Origin of the sequence: Sporanaerobacter sp. PP17-6a, assembly GCF_900095615.1 — a bacterium.
In the GTDB taxonomy this organism is placed as follows: domain Bacteria; phylum Bacillota; class Clostridia; order Tissierellales; family Acidilutibacteraceae; genus Acidilutibacter; species Acidilutibacter cellobiosedens.
Window position 1 is genome coordinate 1 of sequence record NZ_FMIF01000048.1, and the last position, 13568, is coordinate 13568.

The 13568-nt window shown below is 33.0% G+C and carries 16 protein-coding genes and 1 tRNA gene; 15 read left to right on the forward strand and 2 right to left on the reverse strand.

Features of this window, described 5'->3' with window-relative positions; all coding sequences use genetic code 11:
- Positions 1 to 206 precede the first annotated feature (206 nt).
- The 11 genes from PP176A_RS15515 (at position 207) to pyrE (ending at position 7448) form a co-directional block, all read left to right on the forward strand.
- Positions 207 to 413, forward strand: coding sequence for a hypothetical protein (locus PP176A_RS15515; RefSeq protein WP_071141390.1), 207 nt, complete (start codon positions 207 to 209; stop codon positions 411 to 413).
- 18 nt (positions 414 to 431) lie between these two features.
- Positions 432 to 710 carry a spore coat protein gene (locus PP176A_RS15520; RefSeq protein WP_071141391.1) on the forward strand — a complete coding sequence of 93 codons (279 nt, stop codon included), beginning with the start codon at positions 432 to 434 and terminating at the stop codon, positions 708 to 710.
- Positions 711 to 908: 198 nt separating this feature from the next.
- Complete coding sequence (locus tag PP176A_RS15525) at positions 909 to 1565, forward strand: HAD family hydrolase (protein ID WP_071141392.1); 657 nt, start codon at positions 909 to 911, stop codon at positions 1563 to 1565.
- A 79-nt stretch (positions 1566 to 1644) separates the two neighbouring features.
- Positions 1645 to 1721 (forward strand) — tRNA-Leu (locus PP176A_RS15530).
- 141 nt (positions 1722 to 1862) lie between these two features.
- Positions 1863 to 2786, forward strand: a complete 924-nt coding sequence (gene pyrB / locus PP176A_RS15535; protein ID WP_071141393.1) for an aspartate carbamoyltransferase — start codon at positions 1863 to 1865, stop codon at positions 2784 to 2786.
- 2 nt (positions 2787 to 2788) lie between these two features.
- Entirely contained in the window at positions 2789 to 3217 is a 429-nt protein-coding gene (locus PP176A_RS15540) for an aspartate carbamoyltransferase regulatory subunit (protein ID WP_071141394.1), read from the forward strand.
- On the forward strand, positions 3218 to 4417 hold the full coding sequence (locus tag PP176A_RS15545) for a dihydroorotase (RefSeq protein ID WP_071141395.1): 1200 nt from the start codon (positions 3218 to 3220) through the stop codon (positions 4415 to 4417). It begins immediately after the preceding gene.
- Complete coding sequence (gene pyrF, locus PP176A_RS15550) at positions 4407 to 5261, forward strand: orotidine-5'-phosphate decarboxylase (protein ID WP_071141396.1); 855 nt, start codon at positions 4407 to 4409, stop codon at positions 5259 to 5261. Before PP176A_RS15545 ends, pyrF begins: the two co-directional genes overlap by 11 nt.
- Positions 5254 to 5988 carry a dihydroorotate dehydrogenase electron transfer subunit gene (locus PP176A_RS15555; protein WP_071141397.1) on the forward strand — a complete coding sequence of 245 codons (735 nt, stop codon included), beginning with the start codon at positions 5254 to 5256 and terminating at the stop codon, positions 5986 to 5988. The genes pyrF and PP176A_RS15555 overlap by 8 nt, the downstream gene beginning before the upstream one ends.
- Positions 5981 to 6877, forward strand: a complete 897-nt coding sequence (locus tag PP176A_RS15560) for a dihydroorotate dehydrogenase (protein ID WP_071141398.1) — start codon at positions 5981 to 5983, stop codon at positions 6875 to 6877. The genes PP176A_RS15555 and PP176A_RS15560 overlap by 8 nt, the downstream gene beginning before the upstream one ends.
- Positions 6878 to 6887: 10 nt before the next feature.
- Positions 6888 to 7448 (forward strand): orotate phosphoribosyltransferase, encoded by a 561-nt coding sequence (gene pyrE, locus PP176A_RS15565; RefSeq protein ID WP_071141399.1) that lies wholly within the window; start codon positions 6888 to 6890, stop codon positions 7446 to 7448.
- Positions 7449 to 7509: 61 nt separating this feature from the next.
- On the opposite strand, the gene PP176A_RS15570 is transcribed toward pyrE, so the two are convergent.
- Complete coding sequence (locus tag PP176A_RS15570) at positions 7510 to 8901, reverse strand: sodium-dependent transporter (protein ID WP_071141400.1); 1392 nt, start codon at positions 8899 to 8901, stop codon at positions 7510 to 7512.
- A 166-nt stretch (positions 8902 to 9067) separates the two neighbouring features.
- Here PP176A_RS15570 and PP176A_RS15575 point away from each other — a divergent pair, with 166 nt between their 5' ends.
- From PP176A_RS15575 to PP176A_RS15590, 4 genes are all read left to right on the forward strand, one after another.
- The gene (locus PP176A_RS15575; protein ID WP_071141401.1) at positions 9068 to 10504 is read left to right on the forward strand and encodes a spore germination protein; all 1437 of its coding nucleotides are present in this window, start codon (positions 9068 to 9070) and stop codon (positions 10502 to 10504) included.
- A gap of 4 nt (positions 10505 to 10508) precedes the next feature.
- Complete coding sequence (locus PP176A_RS15580; RefSeq protein WP_071141402.1) at positions 10509 to 11759, forward strand: Ger(x)C family spore germination protein; 1251 nt, start codon at positions 10509 to 10511, stop codon at positions 11757 to 11759.
- Position 11760: 1 nt separating this feature from the next.
- Entirely contained in the window at positions 11761 to 12864 is a 1104-nt protein-coding gene (locus tag PP176A_RS15585) for a GerAB/ArcD/ProY family transporter (RefSeq protein WP_071141403.1), read from the forward strand.
- Between the two features lie 96 nt (positions 12865 to 12960).
- Positions 12961 to 13164: a cold-shock protein gene (locus PP176A_RS15590; protein ID WP_071141404.1), complete on the forward strand. Its 204-nt coding sequence runs from the start codon at positions 12961 to 12963 to the stop codon at positions 13162 to 13164.
- A gap of 66 nt (positions 13165 to 13230) precedes the next feature.
- Here the strand turns inward: PP176A_RS15590 and PP176A_RS15595 are convergent, their stop codons facing one another.
- Positions 13231 to 13500, reverse strand: coding sequence for a GIY-YIG nuclease family protein (locus PP176A_RS15595; protein ID WP_071141405.1), 270 nt, complete (start codon positions 13498 to 13500; stop codon positions 13231 to 13233).
- Positions 13501 to 13568 lie beyond the last annotated feature (68 nt).

The following is a 13568-nucleotide window of genomic DNA, read 5'->3' on the forward strand; positions in this document are numbered from 1 at the left end:
TATTCTAATAGTAATTTAAGTTTTTGTCAATATTTTTTAAAAATTAAAAACTATGTTTCCATTAAAAATTTTTTTATAATATTTTATTATAGTTAAAGTATTTTTCTATGAATAAAAAACTATTCTAAAATCTTAAATGAATAATAGACAAACTAAAGACACAAAATATTTAAGGAACAAAATATTTTGTGGAAAGGAGAAATTTTATGGCGCTTAAAAATACTGTTAATTTAGGAAATATTAATCAAAGTGAACTTCAAAGCATAAGGGAAATTGCAAGTTGTCATCAAACGATGGCTGCCAAATTTGATCTATACTCTAATCAATGTCACGATGCTCAGCTTAAACAGATGTTTAAGCAGTCCGGGCAAGATGCTCAAACTACCGCATCTAATTTAACAAATTCACTATAAAAATTAAGGAGGGATAATATGCAAGAAAAAGATATGGTAAGTGATGTTTTGACAGGAACGAAAGCCAGTATAGAATCTTATACCAAGGCTATAACGGAATGTTCCAATCAGCAATTGAGGAGCACATTGCAGCAACTTAGAAATGAAGCGGAACAATTTCAATATCAGTTATTCCAAATAGCAGAAAAAAAAGGATACTATAATCCGGCTCCTCCTGCTGATCAAAAATCTATTCAGACTGTTAAAACCGGCCTTTCATCTGGAATGTCCGGGACTTCAGGAATGAATATGCATTAAATCCAAATAGGAGAATATACTTTTTTGAAATCCCTTGAAATGAGATAATATTTCATTTCAAGGGATTTTTAGAATGGAAACAATTGATTAGATATTTCTAATGTATTGAATATAAAATACACTTGAGTTAAAATATATTAGGATGTCTTCAACATTTGAAGCATGAGACTTAAATAAATTTGCAGGAGGGTCAAGGCAATGGATTTATTGTTAACTATTTTTGACATGGACGGATTGATGTTTGATACAGAAAGAATATCATACGAAGCTTGGAAGGTAGCAGCTGAAAAGTATAAATTTGAGATAAGTTCAGAAACATATGAAGGGCTTATATGTAAAACAGAAGAAGATCTATTAAAAGAACTGAGATACATATATGGGGAAGCTGCTCCTATAAATGAATGGAGAAATTATATGAAGAAGGTAAGAGGAGAGATTATAGATAAGAATAAGACCGTCCGTAAAAAGAAAGGGCTGGATTCTCTGATAAATTTTTTAAGGAATAAAGATATTAAAATTGCTGTGGCATCTTCAAGTTATCGGAAAACTGTAGAAAAATATTTAAAACTTGAAAATTTGACGGACCATATAGATATAATTGTTTCCGGAGACGAGGTTTTAAACGGTAAACCGAATCCCGAAATATTACTAAAGGCTTGTAGCAAAGCCAATGTGGATACTTCAAAAGCGTTAGTTTTGGAAGATTCTTTACCGGGGATAAAAGCTGCAAAAAATGCAGGGATTAATGTTTTTCTTGTTCCCGATATGGTAAGAAACAAAGAAATTGAATCTTCAGCAGACAAGGTATTTAATAGTTTGGAAGAAGTTCGAATATATTTATCTTCTGTATTATAAAAATTAGAAAAATGGATATATAAAACAAAAAATATTTTTCTTGAAAGATTAATTATTCTATGTTAGAATATATGTAATTGCACGAGTGACGGAATTGGCATACGTATACGATTCAGGTTCGTAGTTTTGAGGGTTCGAGTCCCTCCTTGTGCACCATAAAAATACCTTTAAATTGATCCTGAGAGATCAAAAAGGAAAGTATAGGCAAGCTAAGCTGTGCCTTCCTTTTGAGGAAGGTTTTTTTATGTCCTTTTCATTTAAAATAGTCCAGTGAGGCTAAAAAGGAGGGAATATAAAATGCTTAAAGGAAGACATTTGATTGATCCATTGGATTTTTCGGTAGAAGAATTGGATGAAATTTTTTCTTTTGCCGAAGAAATAATTGCTGAGCCGAAAAGATACAGCAGTTTATGTAATGGAAAAATATTGGCTACATTATTTTATGAGCCCAGTACAAGAACAAGATTTAGTTTTGAAGCGGCTATGCTTCGACTTGGAGGAAATGTTATAGGCTTTTCCGAACCTAATTCAAGTTCCGTTTCCAAAGGGGAAAGTATCCCAGATACTATCAGAACAGTAGGTTCTTATGCGGATATTATAGCCATGAGACATCCGAAAGAAGGAGCACAAAAATATGTTTCCCATTACTCGCCTGTTCCTATCATTAATGCAGGTGATGGAGGGCATCAACATCCTACCCAAACTTTAACAGATCTTTTAACAATCCGAAAAGAAAAAGGTTCATTCGATAATTTAATTATTGGAATATGCGGTGATTTAAAATTTGGCAGAACAACTCATTCTCTTATAAAAGCCATGTCAAGATATAAAAATGTATCTTTTGTTCTCATTTCTCCTCAAGAATTAAAAATTCCCGATTATATTAAAACTGAAATATTGGATAGTAAATGTATAAAATATTTAGAGGTTGAAAAATTAGAAGATGTTATAGGAGATTTGGACATATTGTATATGACCAGAGTACAAAGAGAAAGATTTTTTAATGAAGCTGATTATATAAGACTTAAAGATAGTTATATATTAGATAAGAAAAAGTTGGACCTGTCGAAAAAGGATCTGAAAGTACTTCATCCTTTACCGAGAGTCAATGAGATAAGTATTGAAGTAGATGATGATCCTAAAGCGTGCTATTTCAGACAGGTGAAAAATGGGATGTTTGTTCGTATGGCTCTTATGGCCAAATTATTGGGGGTGGTATAATAATGCTTTATATTGATAGTATCACTAAAGGTATAGTTATTGATCATATAAAGGTAGGATGTGGATTTAAAATATTCAATTATCTCGGTTTGGATAAAATCCATTCCACAGTAGCCCTTATAATGAATGCTCCAAGTAAGAAATATGGTAGGAAAGATATAATTAAAATTGAAAATGATATAGATATAGATTTAAACTTATTGGGTTTTATTGATCCCAATATTACCATAAATATTATAGAAAATGAGAAAATAAAAGAAAAGACCAGGCTCTCTCTTCCTTCCAAGATAGAAAATGTGATTAAGTGTAAAAATCCAAGGTGTGTTACTTCAACGGAAAGAGATATTAAACATGTCTTTGTCCTGGTGGATAAAGAAAAGGGAATATATAAATGTCAATACTGCGATCAGATATATACAGGAGACATTTAAATGGATATTTTAGTCAAAAACGGAAGAGTGGTAGACGGCTTTAAAGAATTTACAGGAGATGTGTATATTAAAGGTGGGAAAATAGAGGATTTCGGCACGAACTTAAATTATAATTGTAAAAAAATTGATGCCGGTGATTTATGTGTGATGCCTTCTTTTGTGGATATGCATGATCATTTCAGGGATCCCGGATTTACTTTCAAAGAAGATATTTATACCGGAAGTAAATCAGCCCTAAGAGGAGGATATACCTTTGTAAATTTAATGGGAAATACCAACCCTGTGTGCAGTAATATGGAAATAGTTGATTATGTATTGAATAAATCAAAGAAGTTTGACTTAGTTGACGTTCATCAGGTGGTTTCCATTACAAAAAATTTTGACGGCGAAACTTTAGAACATCTTGATACCTTGGACAAAAGAGTCAAATTTATTTCCGATGATGGGAAAGGAGTAGTAAGAAATGACATTATGTATAAGGCTTTTCTAAAGGCAAAGGAAAAAGGACTTGTAATAATATCCCATGCAGAAGATGAGAATTTAACTCCTATGGATAACAGACTTTCAGAAAACCTTATGACCATAAGGGATATTTCTCTTGCAAAATTTTCAGGAGGAAGGCTTCATCTTGCCCATGTGAGTACTAAAGAAGCGTTGGAAGAGATAATAAAAGCCAAAAAGGAAGGTGTCGGAGTTACCTGTGAGGTGACTCCTCACCACTTGGCTCTTTATGACAATGATTATAAAGTTAATCCTCCTATCAGGGAAAAAGAGGATGCAGATAACCTTATATGTGGACTAAAGAACGGCGGGATAGATGCAATAGCTACAGATCATGCTCCTCATAGTAAGGAAGATAAGATAAATGGGGCCTGCGGAATTTCCGGATTGGAATCCGCCTTTTCCGTATGCTATACTGTCTTGGTTAAAAGAGGTTATATAAAATTAAGTCAATTATCTCGGTTGATGTCTTTCAGACCCGGAGAATTGATGGGAATTAGAAAAGGAAAGATAGAAGTTGGATATGACGGGGATTTAGTGCTGGTTGATTTAAACAAAAAAAGGAGGATTGACGGAAGTAAATTCTTGTCCAAAGGAAAGAATACTCCTTTTGATGGAATGGAGTTTTACGGAGATGTAATAGGAACTGTTAAAAATGGAGAAATAAAATATGATGGGGGTTTGACCATTGATTATTGACAGACTTTATGAGGAAGTTAATAAGAAAGGAAGCATATGCCTTGGCCTTGATACGGATATTTCTTATATACCTGATAAATTAAAGAAAAAATATGATTCTGTTTCCGAATTGTTATTTCAATTTAACAGAACAGTAATAGACGAAACTTTGGATCTGGTCCCAATATATAAAGTGCAGATAGCTTTTTATGAGGCCTACGGGATAGAAGGAATGAAGGCTTATAGGGATACCTTAAGATATATAAGAAATAATAAATCCATGGTAATCGGAGATGTAAAAAGAGGAGATATATCTTCTACGGGGAAGATGTATGCTAAAGCTCATTTCAGCGGAGATTTTGAATGCGATTTTATCACTGTCAATCCTTATATGGGAATGGATAGCATAGAACCTTACTTGGAATATGTACAAGAGGCAAACAAGGGATTATTCGTTCTCTTAAGAACTTCGAATAAAGGAGCCGAAGATATTCAATATCTCAATGTGAAAGGATATAAGGTATATAACTGGGTGGGAGACAAAATAAAAGAAATTGCCGGAAATTATATGGGAAGATGCGGATATAGTTCAGTGGGAGTTGTAGTAGGTGCAACTCATACAGATGAAGGAGCAAATTTAAGAAAGAGATATGAAAATATGTTCTTCCTTATTCCCGGATACGGAGCCCAGGGAGGAAAGGGAAGAGAAGCAGCCTTGTATCTGAAAAACGGAAATGGCGGGATAGTGAATTCTTCAAGAGGAATAATTGCCGATTACAAGAATTATGAAGATGGGGAAGAAAGATTCGAATATTATGTCAGACAGGCGGTCCTTTTAATGAAGGAGGATATCCGAAATGGCTAAGGAATATGTAATAGGGAAAATAGAGGAGAACATAAGAATAGAGGATGGAGTATATGAACTTTCCGTTGGAGGTAATTTCTCGGGAAATCCCGGACAGTTTTATATGTTGAGAGGATGGAGGGAAGGACCGTTTTTAAATAGACCTATAAGCATATCCAATATTTATAAAGATAAAATAATATTTTTATATGAATTAAAGGGAAAGGGAACTAAAATATTTTCACAACTGAAAGAAAACGACGAAATAAAATTAATAGGGCCTCTTGGCAGAGGCTTTTCTTTTGAAAAAGATGAAAAAGCTGCTCTTGTCTCCGGAGGAATAGGAGTAGCGCCTTTCGTATATCTTTCAAGAAAAATAATGGGAGATATAGATTTATATGCCGGTTTTAGAAAAAACCCTTACATTATAAAGGATTTAAAAGAGAATATAAATCAAATTTATATTTCTACGGAGGATGGAAGCGTCGGATATAAGGGGCTTGTAACTGGGGTATTTAATCCCGAAAGATATACAAAAGTATATACTTGCGGTCCAATTCCCATGATGAAAGCTGTGGTGGAAATATGCATTGAAAAAAATATTCCGGTAGAAGTGTCCATGGAATCAAGAATGGCCTGCGGTATAGGAGCGTGCTTAGGATGTACCATTGAAACTATCTCAGGAATGAAAATGGTATGCAAGGAAGGCCCTGTTTTTAACGGAAGGGAGGTAGTTTTTGATGCTTAAGACAAAATTATGGGGCATAGAATTTAAGAACCCGGTAATTGCAGCATCAGGAACATTCGGATTCGGAAAGGAATATGAAGATTTTTTTTCTCCGTCGGAATTAGGAGGGATATGTACCAAGGGATTAACATTGAACAGGAGAGAAGGAAATAAAGGCATAAGAATATATGAAACTACCGGAGGACTTTTAAACAGTATCGGAATGCAAAATCCGGGTGTCCATGATTTTATAAAAGAGGATCTTCCGCTAATGGAGAAGTATGGAACGGTGCTGATTGCCAATATTGGCGGAAGTACCATTGACGAATATATAAAATCAGTTCAGATAATAAGTGGTACTTCCATTCCCATAATAGAATTGAATATTTCCTGTCCCAATGTAAAGGAAGGAGGAATGGCTTTTGGACTGAAAGCCGAAATAGCTTATAAAGTAGTTAAGGAAGTAAGGAATGCTACAAATAAGCCATTGATAGTTAAATTATCACCTAACGGAGAAAATATTGTTGATATTGCAGAAAACTGTGTAAAGGCTGGAGCAGACGGTTTGTCCTTGGTAAATACGTTTTCAGGGATGGCGGTAGATATTTATAAGAGAAAACCGGTATTTGATAATATTATAGCAGGTCTTTCAGGACCGTGTATTAAGCCTATATCGTTGAGAATGGTTTATGAAGTTTCTAAAGCAGTAGACGTGCCCATAATAGGAATAGGAGGAATAATGGATTATAAGGACGGCTTAGAATATATAATGGCAGGAGCCTCTCTTATTCAAGTGGGAAGCGGGAATTTTATAAAGCCGAATATTTCTGTTGATATTATTCAGAGGATGGAGATGTTTATGAATGAAAACGGAATAAAAAGTATAGACGAAATAGTAGGAATAATATAAGGAGGATATTATGATAATAGATTTGTTGAAAGAAACAGGTGCTTTACTGGAAGGGCATTTTCTATTGTCTTCAGGAAAACACAGCGGGAAATATATTCAGTGCGCTAAATTACTCATGTATCCGGATAAAGCAGAAATAGCGATAAAAGATATTGTAGAAAAGCTTAAAGAATTAGATTTTGATATGGTTGTAGGACCTGCCATGGGAGGAATAATAGTAAGCTATGAGTTGGGAAGGCAGACGGGTAAACCTGCCATATTTGTAGAAAGAGAAGACGGAAAGATGACATTAAGAAGAGGGTTCTCCATAGAGAAGGGCCAGAAAATACTTATAGCAGAAGATGTGGTGACTACCGGAAAATCATCCTATGAGGCTGCGGAAGTTGTGGAAAGCATGGGAGGAGAAGTAGTCGCAATAGCCTGCTTAGTAGATAGATCCAATGGGAATATAAAATATCCACTATATAGTGGAACAAAAATAAATGTCCAAATTTTTGATCAGGAAGAATGTCCCCTATGTAAAAAAGGGATTCCTTTTGTTAAACCTGGGAGCAGAAAGATAGTAAAATAAAATATCAATGAGCCAAAAAGCTGTTGCAAATTTATTTTGCAACAGCTTTTTGGCTTTTTTCTTAGAATGTAATTATTTGTAGAGAATTTAAAAATACTAAAAGTACTAATATAGGAGTTATATATCTGATAACAAATTGATATAGTTTAAATGAAACGGCTATATTTAAAGTTCCGTTATTAGAAAGTGTTTGATATAAAGTATTTTTATTAACTACATATCCCACGAATAATGCTATTAAAAACCCTCCTAAAGGCATTAATATATTTGACGTAAGAAAATCATAAAAATCAAAAAGATTCCTTGAACCTATCATTGCGTTTCCGAAAAGACTGCCGGGGTGTACCGTTAATATACCCACTATTAATACTATAGAAGAAATAATTATAACTGATTTCGTTCTATTAATTTTTAATTCTTCTGACAGAAAGGCAACAGGTACTTCCAAAAGAGAGATTAATGCGGTAGTAGCTGCAATGGCGGTAAGAAAGAAAAAAGCAATTAATAACAGATTTCCAAAGGGAAGTTTCATGAATATCAATGGAACTGTAGTAAATAAAAGGCCCATTCCGGACCCTTCCGGTTTCATGCCGAAAGAAAATACTACAGGAAATATTGCAATTCCGGCTAATAAAGATACCATTATATCTGAAAGTGCCACTTTAATTGGCGTTCTCATTAAATTGTTATCATTTGTAAAATAGCTGGCATAAGTAATCATAGTGCCCATGCCCAATGAGAGTTTAAAGAATGCAAGACCCATAGCGGTCATTATACTACTGCCGTTTAATTTTGAAAAATCAGGATTAAATAAGAAATTGAGCCCTTCTTTAGATCCCTGAAGAGTTAAGGCACGGATATCACAAATGATCACAAGTATAAACAGGATTGGAAGTAAAGTTTTGGTCACCTTTTCTATCCCTTTTTTTACTCCCGCTATAATAATTAAAGAAACTACAACTAATACAATTAATTGCCAAATCATAGGATTGATTGCACTGTTTCCGGCTCCAGTGGTATTTAAAAAAATAGATTGAGTTGTATTAGCCGCTTTTGTACTCTCTAAAGAAGATAATATATTGAAATCTCCCTTGATTCCCCTGAAAACATAGGAATATACCCACCCTGCTACATCTGTATAAAAAAACATAATAAATAATGATGACAGTATTCCCATATATCCGATACATTTCCAAAAAGGATTTGCCTTGAGTTCTGTGAAAGCTCCTATAGCATTTTTTCTTGTATGTCTTCCTATGAAAAATTCAGAAATCATAACGGGAATTCCCAATAAAAAAACACATATCAAATAAACAAATAAAAAAGCCCCTCCTCCGTTATTTCCGACAAGATAAGGGAATTTCCACATGTTTCCTAAACCTAAAGCTGATCCTAATGTTGCGAAAAATACTGCTATTCCTGACGAAAAATTTTCTCTTTTTGGTTTTTCCACAATATCATTCCTTCCATTTTTTAATTCCGCTGTTATGCTATAAAGAGATAAATTATTAATACTTTATCACAAAATTATTAATAATTCAACGGAAAATTTTATATTTATTAGCTGAATTACTAATACTATTACTGTGTGTGAATATTAAGAATTAGAAGGTGGTTTTGTGATAAGTAAAAAAATTGATGAAAACAAAAAAATATTGGAAGAAGAATTTAACGGAAGCAGTGATTTTTCCATTTATGAATTTAAAAGTAAAAGTGGAAAAGAATTTCTTGTGTCATACATAAATAATTTAGTTGATCCCAGTAGTATAAGCCAATACATCATAAATAATCTTTTAAATTATGAGAATAAATTTGATATTACAGGTGTTGTAGCTGCTTCACGTATAACAGAAATAAGCGATATGAATCAAATTATAGATAAAATATTAAATGGAAATATTGCAATATTTATTGAAGAAAGTACAATTGCTTATACGGTAGAGTTAAAGCAATACGAGCATAGGGCTATAGATGAGCCCAATGCTGAAACCGTAATCAGAGGACCTAAAGAAGGCTTTGTGGAGGATTTAAATATTAATAAATCTATGATTAGAAGAAAAATAAAAAATAAAAATTTAGTATTTGAAGATTTCACATTGGGTGAACAGACAAAGACAAGAATATCCGTTGTTTATATAAAAGGTATTGTAAATATAGGAGTACTTGAAGAAGTAAAAAGAAGGCTGTTTAAAATTAATACTGATAGTATATTGGAATCAGGCATGATAGAAGAATATATAATCGATAATCCTAAAACAATTTATAGTACAATAAGTAATACTCAGAAACCTGATGTTTTGGCAGGAAAGATATTGGAAGGAAGGGTAGCCGTCCTGTGTGACGGAACACCTCATGCTCTTACTATACCTAAGTTGTTTATTGAAAGTATCCAGACATCTGAAGATTATTATCAGAGGCCTTATATAGCGTCTCTTTTAAGAATGGTGCGTTTTTTTTCTCTGTTAGTAAGCATATTGCTTCCGGGAATATATATAGCTTTGCAAACTTTTCATCAGGAGATGATTCCCACCGTATTTTTAATAACTATGTCGGAAAACAGGGAAGGAGTTCCCCTTCCTGCAGTAATAGAGGCTACGATGATGATTTTGATGTTGGAGTTTTTAAAAGAGTCGGGAACAAGACTTCCAAGAGCCGTAGGAAGTGCCGTAAGTATAGTAGGAGCATTGGTATTGGGGCAGGCATCTGTTCAGGCCGGAATAGTAAGTGCTCCAATGGTTATAATAGTTGCAGTAGCGGCCATTGCAGAATTCACTATACCTTCTCAGCGGGAAATAATTATATATTACAGATTATTTATACTTTTTTTGGGAGGATTTATAGGATTATATGGAATTACATGTGGCTTGATAATTTTAGTAGTTCAGGCAGTAACCCAAAAGTCTTTTGGAGTAGATTATGGTTATCCTTTGACCCCTACAAATAAATCCGGTCTTAAAGATTTTTTGGTGAGATTTCCTATGAAATTTTTTAAAGTCAGACCTGAAGCTATTTCTAAACAAAATGTTACGAGAGACAAGTCCAGAGGGAAGAAGTGATCTTATGAAAAGGAGAATACTTCTTGTAATTTTTATATTACCGGTGATAATATTTACCGGTTGCTGGGATCAGAGAGAATTGAATAAAATAGGCATAGTTACAGCTATGGGGATAGATAAGGAAGGAGACGAATTTATTGTAACCGTAGAAGTAATAAAGCCGGAACCCGTAAGGGCAGGGTCAAGTGTTTCAGAGAGTAATGATAGAGTCACTTATACTCAAGGAAGAGGGAAGAGTGTCTTTGATGCTGTCAGGAATATAACACTGAAATTTGATAGAAAAGCTTTTCTTTCTCACAACAGTATTATTATATTTGGAGAAGATTTTGCTAAAGATGGTATAATAAAATATTTAGATCTTATAAATAGGGACCAGGAAACAAGAGAAACTTCATATTTACTGGTTGCCGAGAAGGCTAAATCTTATGAGGTTATGGGAATCAATGCCGGAATAGAAGAAATACCGGGGAGATATATTCAACAGTTAGTTGAAAATGAAGTATATAATGTATCTTCTCTTAAAATGGATTTAGTGGGATACTTAAGGGATTATTATAATGTTGGAAAGCAACCTATTATTGGGAAAATCAGTATATTAAAGAAAGAAAATTTAAATGATAATGGGTCGAAATACGAACTTTCTGTAGAAGGAGCATCTATATTTAATGGAGGGCGCCTTTCCGGATATTTGAATGCAGATGAAACGGAATGTGTTAATTTTATAAAAGGGAATATAGGAAATTCAATAATAACTTTTAATAATCCCGAAAAGGTACCTTCAGATGGCTTAAGTACATCTACTCCCAGGGTTGGAGGAATGCCTAAATCCGTAGGGAAAGATATTAAACAACAGTCGGTATTTGAGATTGAAGAATCAAAAGTAAAGAGAGACGTGGAAATAGTAGATGGGAAGATATTAATGAAAGTAAATATCAAAATAAGAGGGAATCTTGCAGAAGAAAGTGGAGACATTGACATTTCCAAAAGAGAAGTAATTGAAGCCGTTGAAGAAGCTTGTTCCAAACAACTTCAGGAAGATCTAAAGAAAAATTTTGAAACAATACAGAGAAAATATAAATTAGATGTATTTGGGTTTGGCCAACTGTTTCATATAAGGTATCCTGACGAATGGAAGAATGTGAAAGACAACTGGGCTCAAGTATTTTCGGAATCAGACTGTAAAATTGAAGTAGAAACGCATATACATACAACAAACCTTACTAATACCCCTACGGGAAAGGAGAAAGGAAAATAGAATGAAAGAGGAACAGTTAATTTCAAGTTATCAGGCTATTTTACTGATTACTGTATTTAGAATAGTAATTGCTTTTTCATACCTTCCCGCAGTCAATACTCCTCCGGGCAACCAGGACATATGGATAAGTATAATTCTTTCTATACCATGGACAATTGCAATAAGTTTTCCGATTTTATATTTAAGCAATAAATTCAGCAATTTAACTTTGATTGAATATACTGAAAAGATATTGGGAAAGGCTATAGGAAAAATAGTGGGAATAGCTTATGCTGTATTTTTATTGTTTTATGTTATAACGTTTGTTGCAATACTTTCCGAGGTATTGACTTCCACAATATTTCCTCAAACACCTAGTTGGATACTTATACTCATTCTTCTTATTACTTCTTCCTATATATCATTTAAGGGATTAGAGGGGTTAGGAAGAGGAGCAGAAATTTTTGTACCTATTATTTTTTTAGTAATTCTGACTTTTCTTATATTTGGATTTAACCTTTTCGACTTCAATGAACTTCTTCCTATACTTAAGGATTCCACTTTCAGCCAAATAAATATTGGAGCAAGAGATATTGCATTTAAATTTACAGATATAATAATATTGGCAATGTTTGTTCCAAATCTTGAGAATAGGAAAGAATTAAATAAAATATTTATCAGATCCTTGCTTATTTCCATGCTTGTACTGATTATAGTGGTTTTGTGTACCCAGTTGTCTTTAGGTATTGAGCAGACAAAACATGCGGATTTTCCGTTTTTTACCTTCTCACGGCTTATTAATTTATTTGATTTTATTCAGAGAATAGAATCCATATATGTTATGGCCTGGACAGTTGCAAACGTATGGAAGGTTTCAGGATATCTCTATTCTTTGACTATTAATTTAAAACAAACTTTAAATTCTAAAAGTAATGAAGTATATATAATTCCTATGTCAATATTAATATTTATATTATCCACAATATTAAAGAATAATTATTCTGTGGTAGGAGTCAGTCAACCTCTTCAGTTTTTATTATATTTTTCATCAATAGCATTTATGTTTGCAATACCTTGCATTACTTTGATTGTATATTTCTTTAGAAGAAAAAAATTAAGAGAATAAAATTTTTATTGTTGCATAAAAAACGATGATTTCGGAGATTTTTATAGATGAGATGTTTTAAAAAATTAAAGAATAAAATTTTGGAGGTATTTACACATGGTTAACGGTACAGTAAAATGGTTTAATTCAGAGAAAGGATTTGGCTTTATTACAGGTGATGATGGAAATGATGTCTTTGTTCATTTTTCTCAAATAAACAAAGACGGATTTAAAACATTGGAAGAAGGAGAAAGAGTTTCATTTGAAGTTAGTAAAGGAGAAAAAGGTCCTCAAGCCTCAAATGTAACTTCTATCAGATAACTATAAAACCAAATATAAAAGAGGTCCGAAGATTTAATCTTCAGACCCTTTTAAATTTATTCGAATCTAAGATATACTGCTGAAATTTTCATTTTTAGATTGGCAGACAAGTTTGTATTTTTCTTTTTTTGTCATTTTTTTTATTTCATATTCTCTTCTTTGAGCAGATATTTTATCTTCAAATTTTTCAAAATAAACAAGCTCTACCGGAAGTCTGCCCCTTGTATATTTTGCGCCTTTGCCTTTTTTATGAGTTTCTAATCTTTTTTTTAAACAGTTGGTCCAACCTGTATAAAAAGTATTATCGCAGCATTTAAGAATGTATACATAACACATAATATCACCAAAATAATTATATCATTTTTTAAAATAATTGTTTTATATTTTTAAATATTTGTGTATAA

Bases quoted from the DNA above. Each gene is read 5' to 3' on its own strand.
- pyrE (WP_071141399.1), top strand. From the start codon at position 6,888: ATGATAATAGATTTGTTGAAAGAAACAGGTGCTTTACTGGAAGGGCAT.
- PP176A_RS15525 (WP_071141392.1), top strand. From the start codon at position 909: ATGGATTTATTGTTAACTATTTTTGACATGGACGGATTGATGTTTGAT.
- PP176A_RS15560 (WP_071141398.1), top strand. From the start codon at position 5,981: ATGCTTAAGACAAAATTATGGGGCATAGAATTTAAGAACCCGGTAATT.
- PP176A_RS15520 (WP_071141391.1), top strand. From the start codon at position 432: ATGCAAGAAAAAGATATGGTAAGTGATGTTTTGACAGGAACGAAAGCC.
- PP176A_RS15580 (WP_071141402.1), top strand. From the start codon at position 10,509: ATGAAAAGGAGAATACTTCTTGTAATTTTTATATTACCGGTGATAATA.
- pyrB (WP_071141393.1), top strand. From the start codon at position 1,863: ATGCTTAAAGGAAGACATTTGATTGATCCATTGGATTTTTCGGTAGAA.
- PP176A_RS15585 (WP_071141403.1), top strand. From the start codon at position 11,761: ATGAAAGAGGAACAGTTAATTTCAAGTTATCAGGCTATTTTACTGATT.
- PP176A_RS15595 (WP_071141405.1), bottom strand. From the start codon at position 13,500: ATGTGTTATGTATACATTCTTAAATGCTGCGATAATACTTTTTATACA.
- PP176A_RS15590 (WP_071141404.1), top strand. From the start codon at position 12,961: ATGGTTAACGGTACAGTAAAATGGTTTAATTCAGAGAAAGGATTTGGC.
- PP176A_RS15555 (WP_071141397.1), top strand. From the start codon at position 5,254: ATGGCTAAGGAATATGTAATAGGGAAAATAGAGGAGAACATAAGAATA.
- PP176A_RS15545 (WP_071141395.1), top strand. From the start codon at position 3,218: ATGGATATTTTAGTCAAAAACGGAAGAGTGGTAGACGGCTTTAAAGAA.
- PP176A_RS15540 (WP_071141394.1), top strand. From the start codon at position 2,789: ATGCTTTATATTGATAGTATCACTAAAGGTATAGTTATTGATCATATA.
- PP176A_RS15515 (WP_071141390.1), top strand. From the start codon at position 207: ATGGCGCTTAAAAATACTGTTAATTTAGGAAATATTAATCAAAGTGAA.